We start from the raw sequence: 15,728 nt of genomic DNA on the forward strand, positions 1-15,728 counted from the left end.
CCTAGCGGCCGTGGCCTCCGGCGGACAGCGACAGGATCGCGGCCGCACGGTCAGGGCGCAGGGTGCCGAAGCCGTCGGGCAAGCTGACCTCGGGATGAAGCGCGAGGAACTGCGCCGCCACCGCGTCGGGCTTCAATCCGCAGGCCGCCAAGGCCAGCGCCAGCCGCGCCGCCTGACTTTCGCTGGTGGTCAGGACGACGAGATCGCGGTCTTGCCCGGAACCGATCGACAGCGCGGTCAGGAACATCGCCACGCCGGCGTGTTCGACGGACAGGGCCTGCGCAGCCTCCCCGCGCAGCGCGGTGATGAGCCGTTCGATCAGGCCGAGCCGCGATCGGCGCTCCTCATGGCGCTGGCGCAGGGTTTCCTCGGCCTTCGCCGCGTTGCGGTCGGCCTCGGGGTGGTCGGCGACATAGGCCCGCATCGTGACCAGCGCGAGGTGGAACAGGTCGCCGGGCAGCTCGGTCAGCGGCAATTCCATGCGGCGCTGGCTCTGGCCGAAGCGCGCCTGCGCGGCGAGCGCGGCCATGGCTGTGGCAGAGGTGGCCGGGTCGCTCGAGGCGATCAGCGACTGGACCAGCGGCGACAGCACCGGATCGAGCGAGAGGCGCGTCTGCAGTCGCTCCGTCAGCTGCCATTCCACTGCCAGAGCATGGGCGTGGGCCAGCAGCACCGGGCTGTCGCTGAATGCGTTGGCGAGCTCGTCGCAGGCCTCGGACGACACGACCCGGATATCGCTGTGCCCGCCCGCTTCCGCCATCGCCGTGACAAGCTGCCTGGCGAGGTCGCGCAGCATCCCGCGCACCCTTGCGACGATCGCGTCGCTGAAGATCGAATGATCATCGTTGCCCAGCAGATGGCGCAGGATCGGCCGCGCGTTGGCGAGCGCAAGATCGGCCTGCTGCAGGTCCTCCTGCAACAGCGCCTCGATATCGGGCGCAGCGCCGGCGCCATGCAATGCAGTCTCGACCATCGTGCGCGGTCTAATCGCTCTTGGTTAAGGGCGGGTTAGCCGGTCTATGCCGCGAAATGCGTGGAAGGAACAGCCCCGCGGCAAGGAGAACGACGCTCGCTCCCATCAGGACGGAGTCGAACGCGGCGAACGCGCTGGCTGCGGCGAGACCGACGGCAAGCAGCAGCCGATCGGTCAGCGCCATCGCCCAGCCCTCGCCCGGCGCGAGGGCCGGAACCAGCCTGAGTAATCCGACGAACACCGCCGCTGCGAAATAGCTGCTTCCCAGCGGCACGCCGGGGAGGTCGGGAATCTCGCTGCGCCATCCGGAAACCAGCACGAAGCCGAGGTCGAGGGCCCAGGCGAAAACCAGCTCGGGCTGGAACCAGCCTTCGGCAAGGACCAGCGAGTCCCGCTCGATCCGCGCGAGCAGGGCGGCGCAGCGCCGGATCAGCCACGACACGCCGAGGAAGCAGAAGCCCGTGGTTGGCGAGCCGAGCCAGGCGGCGCCGAGGCCCAGCAGCCCGGCCACCCAGGCCCCCACGGTCACGGCAAACGACCGGGTGCCGGCGTGCAGCACCGCGGGGCCGAAGCCGTGGACGATCCCTGCTGCCAGCGCCTCGCCGGGACTGCGCCGGCCCTTCACCGCGGTATGCAGGCGCAGCCAGCGCGGCTCGGCGCGGTGCGCGTCGTCCTCGCTCCGGACCAGCGACCAGCGCCCGGTTTCGACCAGCGTAGAAGGCAAGGGCAGCTGCCGCACCCCGCCCTGCATGGCGAGGCGCAGCAGCGCGGACGGCGCGTTCCAGTCACCGGGGAGATCCCCCAGTTGAGCCACCACGCGTCCCGGCAAGCGCATCGCGCCGGCCTCGGCATGGTTGAGGTCGATCCGCTCGAACCCGGCGGCAAGCCCGGTCTCGACCGGCATCACCAGCACGCCCTGCCCGCTGCCGAGCAGGTTCATGGCGTCCTCCGGCATCGCCAAGAGGCCGGGCGAGAGAACGATCAGCTCGTCCTCCGGCGCGACCAGCGGCACGAGCGCGCGCGGTGCGGCCACCACGTGGAACTGCGCGCCGTGATCCTCCGCGACGTGCTGAAGTGAGACGAGTTCGCCGCTCAGCGACTCGGCCAGAAACACGATCCGCGAACAGCCGAGCGCGAGGGCCAGCGCCAGCTGGCGGCGGGCGATCGACTGCCCGCCGATGCGCAGGTAACCGTTCGGCCCCACGGGCTCGCCGCCTGACGGCTCAAGAAGTGATAGCAGTGCGACCCGCAAGGAATTCTCCTGTCCGCGCCTATCGTAGGCCGCGGCAGGCCCTGTGCCAAGCACCGCGCGGCGAGCCGCGTCGCGCTACGCTCAGACGGTAATGGCGAGATCGTCGAGGCAGCGGCGGATGCGGCGCAGGACGCCGGGTTCGCCGGGGACCGCATCGACCGCTTCGTCCGCCAGCGCCATCAGCGGCGCGACGTGGAAGCTCGCGGCAAGGCCCTTCAGGCGCAGCGCGGAAACCTGCCAGTTGCCGTCGCAGCGGGCGCGGCCGAGCAGGTCGAGCTGGCGCTCGGCGCTCTCCACGAAGGCACGGCGCAGCTCGATGAACAGGGCCGGGTCGTTGCCCGCAGCCACCGCCAGCGTCGCGTCCAGGGTCTCACCTTCATAAGCCATGCGACGGACACTGGCAGGAGAAGGTTAAGCCGGGGTTTATCCACAACCCCAAGCCGTGGTATGTCAAAGCCATGACAGGGGGACCTCGGATCATTCCGATCGAACACGACCAGGCGGCAAGCCCGCCGGTCGAGACCGTGCTCGAGCTGGAGGAGGCGGTCGAGGCCCCTGCCCCGGCGTGGGATGCCGAGGACGAAGCCCCGCCGCCACGCAGTGAATGGCTCGCCAGTTTCCTCGTCGGCCTCGCCATTGCCGGGTGGTCGGGGTTCTTCGTCTGGGCGAGCCTGCCGCGCTTCATGTCCGGCCTCACTCCGGCCGAAGGTGCCGAGTGGATCGTCCAGTGGTCGATCCCTGTCCTGCTCGCACTGGTCGTGCTGCTGGTGACGATGCGCACGAGCCGCCGCGAGGGTGCCCGCTTCGGCGATATCGCGCGCAGCCTCAACACCGAATCGCGGCTGCTGGAAGAGCGGCTGAAGGTCGTGAACGGCGAGCTTTCGCTGGCGCGTGACTTCATCGCATCGCAGGCCCGCGACCTCGAAGCGCTCGGCCGGATCGCCGCCGAGCGCTTGTCGGGCAGCGCCAGCCAGCTTGCCGGGCTCGTTTCCGACAATGGACAGAAGGTCGATACGATCGCAACTGTTGCCCAGAATGCTCTGGAAAACATGGAGAAGCTCCGCGGGCAATTACCCGTGATCGCCAATGCCGCGAAGGACGTCACCAACAACATCGCCAGCGCCGGCCGTACTGCACACGTCCAACTGGAGGACATGGTCACAGGTTTCCAGCGCCTCAACGAATTCGGCGTCGCCAGCGAACGACAGGTCAAGACGATCCGCGAGGGCGTGGGCACCGCGCTCGAGGAACTCGCGGCCCAGGCAGACCGGCTTGCCACGCTTGCCGACGAGCGCCTCGCCAGGATTTCCGCCGAGGGCGAAGCGATCCGCCAGCGGCTCGACCAGGACGAGATTGCGGCGCTGGCCGCGATCCGGGCGCGGGCTTCGGCACTGGGCGAGGAACTGGCGACCCATCGCACGGCCGCCGAGGCGACCGAAAGCGAGGCGCTCGATGCGATCCGCGGCCGGCTTTCGGCGCTGCGCGACGAAGCGGCGCGCGTTGCCGGGGAAATCGCCACGGGCGAGGCAAATGCCCTTGCGACATGGACGGACCGTGCAGCGGCCCACGCCGCGACCTTGCGCGAGGCGCTGGCATCGCTCGACACCGATCATCGGGCAACGATCGAGGCGGGAAGCGCCCGGCTCGCCCGGTTCACGGAGGACGCGTCTGCTCTGTCCGCGCGGGTCCGCGAGGAAATGGGCCGGCTCGAAAGCGAAGCAGCCGAACATCGCGCCGCGGCCGATGCCGCCGCGGAAGCCGCAGCGGAAGCCCTCGCCCAGCGGCTCGAGCAGCTCGAAACGGTCGTCGCCGAGCACCAGGAACGCCAGTTCCTCCGCGCCAAGGAAGTGGCCGAGCACTGCGCCACCATCGGGGAGCGGGTCAAGGCGTTTACCGCCATGGTCGGATCGGCCGGCGCGCAGGGTGAACAGACCGGCCGCGCGGTCGAATCGGCGATGGTCATGCTCAACGCCAAGCTCGCCGAGAGCCGCGAGGCGCTGGCCGGAACCGACAGCCAGGTCGCGGCGCTGACCGACGCGTCGGTGCGCCTGCTCGAACTCATCCAGGCGAGCAGCGACCATTCGCGCACCCACATCCCTCAGGCGCTGTCGGCGGCCGAGAGCGGGCTGCGCGGGATCGAGGACCGCGTCTTCACCCTGCGCGACACCCTCTCGCAGGCCGGTGACAGCGGGCGTTGCCTTTCCGACTACGTGATCCAGACGCGGCACGAGGTCGGCGCGGCGATGGGCGACGTCGCGCGCCTGCAGGACGAGCTGGGCGAGCGCACCGCCGCGCAGGAACAGCGCATCGCCGCGCTGCGCGAAACGCTCGGCCATGTCCGCCAGGAAAGCGAGGCGCTGTCGGCCCAGGTCGACGCCGCGCTCACCGGGACCATCGCCCGCCTGCGCGACGCGGCCCGCCAGGCCGGCGAGGACATCGACGCGCCCGCCCGCGACCGGATCGAGGCGCTCGCCGGCAAGCTGCGCGAGGACGGCAGCGCGGCGATCGCACGGCTGCTGGAAGATCAGGTCAAGGCGCTCGCCGACGGGATCGACAGCGCTGTGTCACGCGCCGCCGCCTCGAGCCGCGACGCGGCCGTCCTGCTGCGCGACCAGCTCGCCAAGGTCGACGAGCTCGCCGGCAACCTCGAAAGCCGCGTCGACCGGGCCCGCGAGCGCGCCCAGGAACAGGTCGACAGCGACTTCGCCCGGCGCGTGGCGCTCATCACCGAATCGCTCAATTCGACCGCGATCGATGTCGCCAAGGTCCTGTCGAGCGAGGTCACCGACACCGCTTGGGCGGCCTACCTGCGCGGCGATCGCGGGATCTTCACCCGTCGCGCGGTCAACCTGCTCGACAGCGCCGAAAGCAAGGTCGTGCTCCAGCACTACGAGCGCGATGCCGAGTTCCGCGATCATGTGAACCACTACATCCACGATTTCGAGGCGATGCTTCGCCAGCTGCTGTCCACCCGCGACGGCAACGCGCTGGGGGTGACGCTGCTGTCGTCGGACATGGGCAAGCTCTACGTCGCGCTGGCCCAGGCGATCGAGCGGCTGCGGGCGTAGCTTTCTGCCCACCCCGCTGCGACTAAGCTGCGCCTGCGGCTCAGCAAGTCTCGCTCCCCTCCCGCATGCAGGGAGCCGCAGGCGTTCGCGAAGCGAACAGCGGTTAGGGAGTGGGCATGCTCACTCAATGAAAATCCCGTGACTTCGGGATGATCCGCACGTCGCGCGGATGACCGCCCTTGAACCCGCAGTCGCGATTGCCCGGCGGAGGCGGCTGCCACGGTTCGACCGGCGTAATCCGCGGCCCGTGCTTCTGCGGCAGCGGGTTGTTGCAGTGGTCTGCGCGCGCCAGTGCCGGGCTCAGTGTCTCGTCGGACAGGGCGAGCAGCGCCGCGCTCGCGTCGGTCAGGTGCGCGGCGATCACGTGGATCACCTCGTCGTCGTACTCGACCCGGCCGCGCACCTCCATCAGCCGCGAGCCCATCACCACCTTCCGCTGCTTCTCCTTGAGGTCGGGCCAGACCACCAGATTGATCACCCCGGTCTCGTCCTCAAGGGTGATGAAGCACACCCCCTTGGCCGAACCCGGCTGCTGGCGGATCAGCACCACGCCCGCGACCTGGACCATCGAGCGGAACTTGCGGCTGCGCAGGTCGCAGGCGCGGACGAACCCGCGTTCGGCCAGCGACGGGCGCAGGAACGCCATCGGATGGGCCTTCAGCGAGAGCCGCTGGGTCTGGTAGTCGGCCACCACCTCCTCGGACAGGGCCATCACCGGAAGCGCGGTTTTCCGCCGTTCCTCGCCTTCATCGCGTGACGTCATGGCCGCAAACAGCGGCAGGTCGGCGCCAGCGATCAGGCTGCGCGCATCCCACAGCGCCTGCCGCCGGGCGAGGCCAAGCGAGCCGAACGCGTCCGCCGCCGCGAGCCGCTCGACCACTGCGGGGGAAAGACCGGCGCGGCGCTTGAGATCGGCGAGATCGGCAAACGCCCCGCCCTCGCTGCGCGCCGCGACGATGCGCGCGGCGAGGTGCTCGGCAAGCCCATCGACCTGGCGCAGGCCCAGGCGCAGGGCGTGATCCTCCCCCAACGGGGGAGGGGGACCATGCGAAGCATGGTGGAGGGGCACGCGCGGTGAACGGAAGTTCGCTGAGAGACTTGGGTTCACGGACAGTGCCCCTCCACCACCCTGCGGGTGGTCCCCCTCCCCTTGCAGGGGAGGATCTGCCTCCAGCGTACAATCCCAGTCGCTGTGGTTCACATCCACCGCCAGCACCCGCACCCCGTGTTCGGCAGCATCGCGGACGATCTGGGCCGGGGCATAGAACCCCATCGGCTGCGAATTGAGCAGCGCGCAGGCGAACGCTGCGGGATAGTGGCACTTCAGCCAGCTCGAGACATAGACGAGGTGGGCGAAGCTCGCCGCGTGGCTTTCGGGAAAGCCGTATTCGCCGAAGCCGCGGATCTGGTTGAAGCAGCGCTGGGCGAAGTCCCGGTCATAGCCGCGCCCGACCATGCGCTCGACCATCATGTCCTGCAGTTCGTCGACCATCCCCCGGCTGCGGAACGTCGCCATCGCCTTGCGCAGGCGGTTGGCCTCGAGGCTGGAGAACCTGGCCGCATCGAGCGCGATCTTCATCGCCTGTTCCTGGAAGATCGGCACCCCCAGCGTCCGCCCGAGAATCGAGGAGAGTTCGTCCGGCGGCCCGTGCTCAGGCCCCGGCGCGGGAATAGCGACCTTCTCCTCGCCGCGGCGGCGCTTGAGATAGGGATGGACCATGTCGCCCTGGATCGGGCCCGGCCGAACGATCGCCACCTGGATGACGAGATCGTAGAATTCGCGCGGGCGCAGGCGCGGCAGCATGTTCATCTGGGCCCGGCTCTCGACCTGGAACACGCCGAGCGAATCACCTTTGCGGAGCATCGCGTAAACCTCTGGGTCCTCGCGCGGGACGGTTGCCAGCGTCAGCGATCTTTGATGATGGTTTTCAAGCAGATCGAGGCATTTCCTGATGCAGGTCAGCATGCCCAGCGCGAGCACGTCGACCTTGAGGATGCCAAGCGCGTCGATGTCGTCCTTGTCCCACTCGATGAAGCTGCGCTCGGGCATCGCCCCGTTGCCGATCGGCACGGTTTCCGTGAGCGGCCCCTGGGTCAGGATGAAGCCGCCGACGTGCTGCGACAGATGCCTCGGCATTCCGATCATCTGCTCGGTCAACTTCAGAACCCGTCTGAGGTGTGGGTCGGATGTGTCCATCCCGGTTTCGGCAACATGCGCCTCGCCGATCTCGCGCCCCCACCCGCCCCATACGGTGCGGGCAAGCGCGCTGGTGACGTCCTCCGACAGGCCCATCGCCTTGCCGACCTCGCGGATCGCCATGCGCGGGCGGTAATGGATCACCGTGGCGCAGAGGCCCGCGCGCTGGCGGCCATAGCGGCGGTAGATGTACTGGATGACCTCCTCGCGCCGCTCGTGCTCGAAATCGACGTCGATGTCCGGCGGCTCCTTGCGCTCCTCGGAGATGAAGCGGTCGAACAGCAGGGCATGCTTGGCCGGATCGACCGCAGTAATGCCGAGGCAATAGCAGACTGCCGAATTGGCCGCCGATCCGCGCCCTTGGCACAGGATCGGGGGATCCTGGTTCCGTGCAAAATCAACGATATCCTTGATGGTCAGGAAGTAGGTTGCGAGGTTCAGCTTGCCGATCAGCGCCAGTTCCCGGGCGAGCGTGTCGCGCACCGTTTCGGGCAGGCCCGCGGGATAGCGTCCCTCCGCTCCCTCCCAGGTCAGCTGCTCCAGCCAGTCCTGCGGCTCGAGCCCCTCGGGGCAGATTTCCTCGGGATATTCGTAGCGCAGTTCGTCGAGGCTGAAACGGCAGGCGTCGGCCACCGCGCGGGCGGCGGCAATGGCGTGGGGCCAGCGTTCGAACAGGCGGACCATCTGGTCCGGGGACTTGAGATGCCGCTCTGCATTGGGCGCGAGCAACAGCCCGGCCCGGTCGATCGTGGTCTTGTGGCGGATCGCCGTCATCACGTCTTGCAGCGGGCGGCGCTCGGGCACATGGTAGAGCACGTCGTTGGTCGCCAGCAGGCCCAGCCCATGCTCCCGCGCCATGGCGTCGAGCCGCTCGATCCGGGCGATGTCGTCGCCGCTGTGGAGATAGCTCGCAGCGAGATGGCGCAGCGTCGGCAGGCGGCGGACGAGATGGGGGAGGATGGCGGGGAACGGGGCGGTGAGCGGATTCCCCTCCCGCTCCGCCGCGTCCCCGCGCAGGCGGGGACCTCCTGCCGCATGCGGTCCGCCCGATGGAGGGAGGCCCCCGCCTGCGCGGGGGCGCAGCGGGACGACGTTGCTTTCCACTCCGATTGTAAACTCGCCGTCCAGCTCTGCCGGGGGAAGCAGGACCAGTTGCACCCCCTCGGCATGGTCCGCGAGCAGCGCGAGGTCGATCTCGCACACCCCCTTGGCCTGCCATTCGCCATCCAGCGTCGCCATCCGCCCCGCCGAGATCAGCGCGCAGAGCCGGCCATAAGCCGCGCGGTCGGTGGGATAGGCGAGGAAAGCCAGGCCTTCGACCGTCTCGATCCGGCAACCGATCACCGGGCGCAGACGCAGCGTCGTCGCCTCGGTATGGAGCCGGACCACCCCGGCGAGCGAATTGACGTCGGCAATCCCCAACGCGTCATAGCCCAGCGCGCGCGCGGTCAGGACGAGGTCGACCGCGTCCGACGCGCCGCGCAGGAACGAGAAGCAGCTGGCGAGCCCCAGCTCGACGAACGGCGCACGCTCGGGCGGTGCGACGTCGTCCGGATCGAGCTGCAGTGTCCGCTTGTCGGGGGTCAGCGGGCCTTCGGGCACTCCGGGTGCCCCTAGGTGCCGTTCAAGACCGCCAACCGCGCTGCCACGGCGGCAAGGTCGGCGGCGAAGCGGGCTTCCTCGGTGGCGCGGCCACCGTCCTCAAGACGCAGGAGGTAACTGGGGTGCGTGGTGATCCACAGCTCGGCCTCGCCCAGCGCGTGGGCACGGCCGCGCTCCTTCTGGACCGAGACGGTCTTGCCCAGCACCCCGCGCGCCGCGCTGGCGCCGAGCGCGAGGACCAAGCGCGGGCGGACGAGACCCTGCTCGCCTTCCAGCCACCACCGGCAAGTGTCGATTTCCTTCGCGGTGGGCGACTGGTGAAGCCGCCGCTTGCCGCGCTGCACGAACTTGAAGTGCTTGACCGCGTTGGAAACATATGACGTCGCGGCGTCAATTCCGGCCTGTTCGAGATGGCTGCGCAGGAGCCGCCCGGCGGGGCCGACGAAGGGTTGTCCCTGCTGCTCCTCGACGTCGCCGGGCTGCTCGCCGACGATCATCAGGTCGGCCTGCTTCGGCCCTTCGCCCCTGACGGCCCTGGTGCCGTTGCAGCCGATCGGACAACGCCGGCATGCCTGGATCGCCTCGCCGATGGCCTCCAGCGAGGCCGGTCGCTCGCCCATGTCCAGCGTTCCCGCATCGACCATCGCCGCCTCGCGCGCCTGCGCCCCGGCGATCAGCTCGGGAATGAGCGCCGCCTCGGGCATGTTCTTCCAGTACTTGCGGGGCATCTCCTTGAGCATCGCCCCGACCTTCAAACGCGCGGGATTGAAGATCGACGCGTAGTAGCGCCGCCAGAGATCCTCCGCGACGTCTCCACCAGGGGCATCCTCGCGGCTTGCCGGAGGACCTTCATGCAGTTTCTCAAGATCCCAGTGGAGCGATCCGCGCGGGGTGAGGATCGACCAGCGCATGGTGGTGAAGCGATTGACGAAGAATGCGGCGTTGGCGCGCAGGATATGGTGCTCGGGCTCGAACCAGGCGACGTAGTGCTCCGCCCCCGTCTCGTCCTCGACGCAGCGGAAACGCACGAAGGCGCGCATCTTGTGGATGTCGCGGCGCACGGTGCGGGCGAGTTCGCTCAGGCGGCGAACGTCGCGGTCGGCCGCGTCGTCCATCAGCCGGGGATTGCCCTGAAGCCGCCAGAGCAGGCGATAGAGTAGGGAAAACCGTGTCGGATCAATATGCAGGATGGCACTTTGTGCGAGCTGCATGAACATGCGCGGGGCACGCGGCTGCGGGGCGTCGGCGCGCGGGACGGGCAGGCGCCGCTCGCCGTGCGCAAACAGGTCGCCGCCGGCCTCACCGGGAACGTCCCAGGCCACGCGGTCGGGCGGCACGTCGGCCTGGATCAGGCGGCGGGCATTGGCGCGCCAGCCCTCGAAATCGTCGGGCGCGGCCAGGGTGACGAGGCAGGCATGGGCCAGGCGCATGTCGCGAAACGGCTTCATGCCGCAAACAGCTCCAGTTGCTCGGACTTCTTCGGCGCCACCAGCGCCCGCAGGTCGGCCCGGTCGGTGAGCAGCACCGGTCGCCAGTCCGCCGCGACGATGAACGGGCGGATCTTGGCGATGGATACCGTCAGCCGTCCCAAGTCCTCGAGCCGCAGCCGCCGCTGCCGCCGCGCCCGGATCACCGCATCGACCGCACGTACTCCCAGCCCCGGCACCCGCAGCAGCATCTCGCGCGGGGCGCGATTGACGTCGACCGGGAAGCGCTCGCGGAAGCGCAGCGCCCAGGCGAGCTTGGGATCGATGTCGAGCGGCAGCATGCCCGAAGGATCGGCCGCCTGCTGGACCTCCTCGGTGCCGTAGCCATAGAACCGCATCAACCAGTCCGACTGGTAGAGCCGGTGCTCCCGGATCAGCGGCGGCCGCTTGAGCGGCAGGACCGCGCTGGCGTCGGGGATCGGGCTGAACGCCGAATAATAGACGCGGCGCAACCCGAAGCGGCCGTAAAGCGTGCTCGCCTTGCCAACGATATCGACGTCGCTCGCCGCATCGGCGCCGACGATCATCTGGGTCGACTGGCCGGCCGGCGCGAACCTCGGAGCCGACCTGAACTTGCGGCGGGCGTCCTTGCTTTCGACGATCTCGGCCTTGATCCGCTTCATCGCGCCCTCGATCACCGGCGCGGACTTGTCGGGCGCAAGGCGGGTCAGGCCGGCTTCGGTCGGCAGCTCGACGTTGATCGAGACGCGATCGGCGTAGAGCCCGGCGCGGGCGACCAGATCGGCATCGGCTTCGGGAATCGTCTTGAGGTGGATGTAACCGCGAAAGTCGTGCTCTTCCCGCAGGATACGGGCGACTTCTATCAGCTGCTCCATGGTATGGGTGGAGCTCTTGGCGATGCCGGAAGAGAGGAACAGCCCCTCGATGTAGTTGCGCCGGTAGAACGCCAGGGTCAGGTCGACCACCTCCTGCGGCGTGAACCGGGCGCGGGCGACGTTCGAGCTCTTGCGGTTGATGCAATAGTGGCAGTCGAACACGCAGTGATTTGTCAGCAGGATCTTGAGCAGCGAGATGCAGCGCCCGTCCGGCGCATAGGCGTGGCAGATGCCCATCCCCTCGGTCGAGCCGATGCCCTTGCCACCCTTGCTGTTGCGCTTGGCCGTCCCCGACGAGGCGCACGAGGCATCGTACTTGGCGGCGTCGGCCAGGATGGCGAGTCGGTCCATGAGCGGGGGTTGAGGCATACGTTCTATATATGTTCTTTTCCAACACTATACCAGCACCATGCAGTGTCTTTGTGGCAGGACGTGCGGAACGGGTTGGCGGGCCGCGGGGTTGACCCAGTGGACGGGAGCAAACGGAGCAATTCATGCACATGATCGAAGCCCGCGACGGTACCCATCTCTACGCGAAGTCCTGGGGCGATGGGCCGCCGGTCATTCTCATCCACGGCTGGCCCCTGTCCGCGGACTCGTGGGACCCGGTAATGAACGCGCTGGCCGATGCGGGCTTTCGCGCCATCGCCTATGACCGGCGCGGCTTCGGACGGTCGCAGCAACCCTCGGGCGGTTATAATTACGACACGTTCGCCGACGATCTGGCTGACGTCATGGCGGCCCATAATGCGACGCAAGACGTTGCGCTGGTTGGCTTTTCCATGGGCGGCGGGGAGATCGCCCGATATCTTTCGCGTCATGGCGGACAGGGAGTTTCGCGGGTCGCGCTGGTCTCTTCGGTCGTGCCCTACATGCTCAAGACCGAGGACAACCCGAACGGCGTGCCGCAGGAAACCTTCGACCAGATGACCGAAGGCATGCTTCAGGACCGGGCCAAGTTCTTCACCTCCTTCTTCAAGGACTTCTACGGCGTGGGCTGGGTGACGCAGCCGGTGAGCGACGAGATGCTGGACCTGTCGTGGGCCACCGCGATGCAGGCGGGGCTGCGGCCTACGCTGCAGGCGGCCAAGGCGTTCGCCACCACGGACTTCAGACCGGATCTGAAGAGCTTCACCGTGCCGACGCTGCTGATCCACGGCACGTCGGACAAGACCGTGCCGATCGACGCGACCGCGCGCGAGGTGGTGAAATCGGTGCCGCACGCCCAGCTCATCGAATACGACGGCGAGGCACACGGCGTGTTCGCGACGCAGACCCAGCGGCTGATCGACGACCTGCTCGGCTTTCTTCAGGGCCGCGCGCCGGAAGACCGGCAGGAAGTCATCGACGCGCTGACCGCCGAGGCCGTGGTGGCACCGCCGCTGCTGTAATCACGCGCAGAGCCCCTGGATGAACCATTCAGGGGCTCCCCCGCGCCCGTCCCCGGCGAGGCCGTGGCGATAGATCCAGTAGCGCCGCCCTTCCCCATCCTCGATCCGGTAATAATCGCGCAGCCGCACGGTAGAGCGTTCGCGCCACCATTCGGGCGCAATCCGCTCCGGCCCCTCGGCCCGGGCGATCTCGTGGACCCGGCCGCGCCAGCGGAAGCGGCGGGGGAGCCCGTCCGGGGTGGCGTAGAGAACCGCGATCAGCTCGGGTTTATCGAGCATCTTCAGCGGCCTGGAATGAAAAGCCAATTCCCCTTGTGAAACCGGTAGCGGTGACATCGGCGGTTGCCAGCGCTGGGCACGCTCGGGAATGTGGCTGGCGTGTGGGACCGGACGGCGCACCGCCTTCTCGCCAAGACGCACGCTCAGCCGGTCGATGCAGGCGGCGAGGCTGGTGCCGTGACCTTCGGCGGCTGCCTCGAAATCCCCCTGCGACAGGCTGAGCGGCTCTGTCCACCCGGCGCGCAGGCGGACAAGCTCGATCCCGAACCCGGCATCGATGTCGTCGAGCCGGGCGGCGAACAAGCGGACGATGTGCGCAGGATCGCGCGAGGGCGCGGAGAGTTCGAGGCGGCGAACGAGCACCTCGCCGTCGACTTTCCACATCCCCAGTTCGAGCCGGCGCGCGCCCTGCCCCGCGCCTTCCAGGGCGCGCGCCATGTCGGCGGCAAGGTCGTCCACCACCTTGTCGAGCAGGCTGCGGTGGCGGATCGGCTCCATCAGCCGGCGCTGGACCAGCGGGGCGGGCACCTCCATCACCGGCAGCAGCGGTTCGGGCACGAGACCGAGCAGCTGGTCCATCCGGATGAGCGGATTGGCCGCGGCCGAACGGCGGTTGCGGAAGCGGCGGACGAGCGCGGTCCGTTCGACGCCATGAAGTTCGCCGAGCCGCTTCAGCCCGAGCCGCCTGAGCAGGAGCAGGACGTCGTCGTCGAGCCGCAGCGCCGCGACCGGCAGTCCGGCGAGGCGGTGGGCGGCATCTTCCTCGGCGCCAAGGATCGCGCCCGGCGGGCCGTGATGAGCGAGCGCCCAGGCCGCGCCGGCGGTTGGTGCGATGGCCAGGCGGACGGCAAGACGGCGACGGGCAAAGGCCTGCGCGGCGTCGGCCAGCAGCGCCGCTTCCCCGCCGAACAGGTGGGCGACTCCGGTGACGTCGACGATCAGCCCGTCGGGCGGGTCGAGCGCGCTCCAAGGCCCCCACCGCTGCGCCCACAGCGCTAGGCTTTCGAGAAAGGCGAGGTCGCCGGCGGGATCGGACGGGCGCACCACCAGCGCGGGACACAGGGTCCGCGCATCGGCGAGGCGCATCCCCCCTTGCGCCCCGGCAGCCTGGGCGGCGCGGTTGGCGGCATCGATCCGGGGTCCGTGCGCGGTTTCGGTGACGAGCACCAGCGGCTCCGCATCCGCCCCCTCGCCGTCCGCGCAGCCTTCAGCCAGCCGCCAGCGGTCGAGTGCCAGCCGGGCGCACCAGATCGCGAGGATGCGGCGGGGCGGCAGGGGGGCGGACAGCAGGGACTTCGGCGGTGAGGACGAGCCCGTCATCGCGCAGGATCCATTCTCCGGGTTGATATGTGTGGGCGCGGAACAGGCCGGCGGCCCAGCCGGGATGACCGGGCGCCTGCGGGTTCCAGCGCGGTGGGCGAGAGGGCGCAGCACGGACGTCCCAGCGCATTCGCGCGGACCCCAGATCGTGCCTGGCATCAAGCCGGACCAGCCACAGCGGCACCCCGTGCTTCTCCGCCGCGAGGCTCAAGCGGCGCGAGGCGGTGAAATCGAGCGCCCGGGGATTGCCCGCGATCTCCCCGATGACGAAGGCAAGGTCGCGGCAGCGCAGCCCTTCCTCCAGCGCGAACAGCGCGTCCTCCGGCTTGTCGGCGGCGACGTGGACCAGGCGGTGACGCAACGACAGCGGCAGGCCCGGGCGATAGGGCCGCCCGGACAGGCGCAGCGCCGCCTTGTCCTGCACCCACAGCCAGGCGCGCTCATCCGGCGTGTCGGCTGCGGGATCGGGCGCAGCGGCGCGGATCGCATCGAGCGCGAGTGAAAGCGCCAGACCCGCCCCGCTCGCCTCTCCGGCAGAGGCGAAGATTTCACCGTGCCGGCAATCCATGACCAGCCCGGGACGCCAGCGGGTGGCCCGCACCGAACCCGCCAGTCCGCGCTGCAGCCCATCGGGCAAACCTTGCGGCGCGCCCGGTGACAGGGGTGCCGCGGTATCGGGTGAAGTTGGCTCATTCATGACGACTCGACTCAGATGTTCTTATTATGTTCCATGATCCGTTCCTGTCGAGAGGGAACCGCGAGCTATCCACTGCCGTTCAACCGCCGAACGGGAAAACGAAAGGCACACCAATGAAATACGACCAGGGCGATCCGAAGGAACTGAAGCAGAAGTTCTGGAAGGCGATCGAAGATTCCCGCTACGTCATGCTCCAGCTCGATGCCGATCCGGATTCGGCCGCGCCGATGACCGCGCAGCTCGACAAGGACGCCAACCACGCGATCTGGTTCTTCACGTCGAAGGACAACCGCTTTGCCGCCAAGGGCGCGGCCACCGCAACCTTCATCTCCAAGGGCCAGGATGTCTTTGCCCGCTTTGCCGGCAACCTCGTCGAGGAAACCAGCCGCGAGCGGCTCGACAAGCAGTGGAACAACTTCGTCGAAGCCTGGTTTCCCGGCGGCAAGGACGACCCCAACCTGCTGATGCTGCGCATGGACCTAGGCGACGCCTCGATCTGGTCGGGCGAGACCGGCGTGCTGAACACGGTAAAGATGGCGCTGGGCATGGACGTGACCGACACGATCAAGGGCGGGTTCGCCGAAACCACGCTCTGATCCAGACCCTCTGGACAAAAGAAAGGGCCG

At 68.8% G+C, this 15,728-nt stretch carries 11 protein-coding genes; 3 read left to right on the top strand and 8 right to left on the bottom strand.

Features of this window, described 5'->3' with window-relative positions; translation table 11 throughout:
- Position 1: 1 nt before the first annotated feature.
- From AC3WLD_RS08175 to AC3WLD_RS08185, 3 genes are all read right to left on the bottom strand, one after another.
- Positions 2-973: a hypothetical protein gene (locus AC3WLD_RS08175; protein WP_492556450.1), complete on the bottom strand. Its 972-nt coding sequence runs from the start codon at positions 971-973 to the stop codon at positions 2-4.
- A gap of 10 nt (positions 974-983) precedes the next feature.
- Positions 984-2,177, bottom strand: a complete 1,194-nt coding sequence (locus tag AC3WLD_RS08180) for a hypothetical protein (RefSeq protein ID WP_492556451.1) — start codon at positions 2,175-2,177, stop codon at positions 984-986.
- Positions 2,178-2,306: 129 nt separating this feature from the next.
- The gene (locus tag AC3WLD_RS08185) at positions 2,307-2,612 is read right to left on the bottom strand and encodes an Hpt domain-containing protein (protein WP_492556452.1); all 306 of its coding nucleotides are present in this window, start codon (positions 2,610-2,612) and stop codon (positions 2,307-2,309) included.
- A 71-nt stretch (positions 2,613-2,683) separates the two neighbouring features.
- On the opposite strand from AC3WLD_RS08185, the gene AC3WLD_RS08190 reads away from it, so the two are divergent.
- Positions 2,684-5,293, top strand: a complete 2,610-nt coding sequence (locus AC3WLD_RS08190; RefSeq protein ID WP_492556453.1) for a coiled-coil domain-containing protein — start codon at positions 2,684-2,686, stop codon at positions 5,291-5,293.
- A gap of 124 nt (positions 5,294-5,417) precedes the next feature.
- On the opposite strand, the gene AC3WLD_RS08195 is transcribed toward AC3WLD_RS08190, so the two are convergent.
- The 3 genes from AC3WLD_RS08195 to AC3WLD_RS08205 are packed head-to-tail and all read right to left on the bottom strand — an operon-like array spanning position 5,418 to position 11,766.
- Positions 5,418-9,092: an error-prone DNA polymerase gene (locus AC3WLD_RS08195; protein WP_492556454.1), complete on the bottom strand. Its 3,675-nt coding sequence runs from the start codon at positions 9,090-9,092 to the stop codon at positions 5,418-5,420.
- Positions 9,093-9,103: 11 nt separating this feature from the next.
- The gene (locus tag AC3WLD_RS08200; protein WP_492556455.1) at positions 9,104-10,540 is read right to left on the bottom strand and encodes a UdgX family uracil-DNA binding protein; all 1,437 of its coding nucleotides are present in this window, start codon (positions 10,538-10,540) and stop codon (positions 9,104-9,106) included.
- Positions 10,537-11,766 carry a putative DNA modification/repair radical SAM protein gene (locus AC3WLD_RS08205; protein ID WP_492556456.1) on the bottom strand — a complete coding sequence of 410 codons (1,230 nt, stop codon included), beginning with the start codon at positions 11,764-11,766 and terminating at the stop codon, positions 10,537-10,539. The genes AC3WLD_RS08200 and AC3WLD_RS08205 overlap by 4 nt, the downstream gene beginning before the upstream one ends.
- 143 nt (positions 11,767-11,909) lie before the next feature.
- On the opposite strand from AC3WLD_RS08205, the gene AC3WLD_RS08210 reads away from it, so the two are divergent.
- Positions 11,910-12,806, top strand: coding sequence for an alpha/beta fold hydrolase (locus AC3WLD_RS08210; protein ID WP_492556457.1), 897 nt, complete (start codon positions 11,910-11,912; stop codon positions 12,804-12,806).
- Here AC3WLD_RS08210 and AC3WLD_RS08215 read toward each other — a convergent pair whose 3' ends face one another.
- Positions 12,807-14,405 carry a DUF6504 family protein gene (locus AC3WLD_RS08215; protein WP_492556458.1) on the bottom strand — a complete coding sequence of 533 codons (1,599 nt, stop codon included), beginning with the start codon at positions 14,403-14,405 and terminating at the stop codon, positions 12,807-12,809. It lies immediately after the preceding gene.
- Positions 14,293-14,973, bottom strand: coding sequence for a hypothetical protein (locus AC3WLD_RS08220; RefSeq protein WP_492556502.1), 681 nt, complete (start codon positions 14,971-14,973; stop codon positions 14,293-14,295). The genes AC3WLD_RS08215 and AC3WLD_RS08220 overlap by 113 nt, the downstream gene beginning before the upstream one ends.
- A 242-nt stretch (positions 14,974-15,215) precedes the next feature.
- Between AC3WLD_RS08220 and AC3WLD_RS08225 the strand changes: the two genes are divergently transcribed.
- Positions 15,216-15,698, top strand: a complete 483-nt coding sequence (locus tag AC3WLD_RS08225; RefSeq protein ID WP_492556459.1) for a pyridoxamine 5'-phosphate oxidase family protein — start codon at positions 15,216-15,218, stop codon at positions 15,696-15,698.
- Positions 15,699-15,728: the final 30 nt, after the last annotated feature.

The organism is Novosphingobium sp. FW305-C-111, assembly GCF_058783565.1.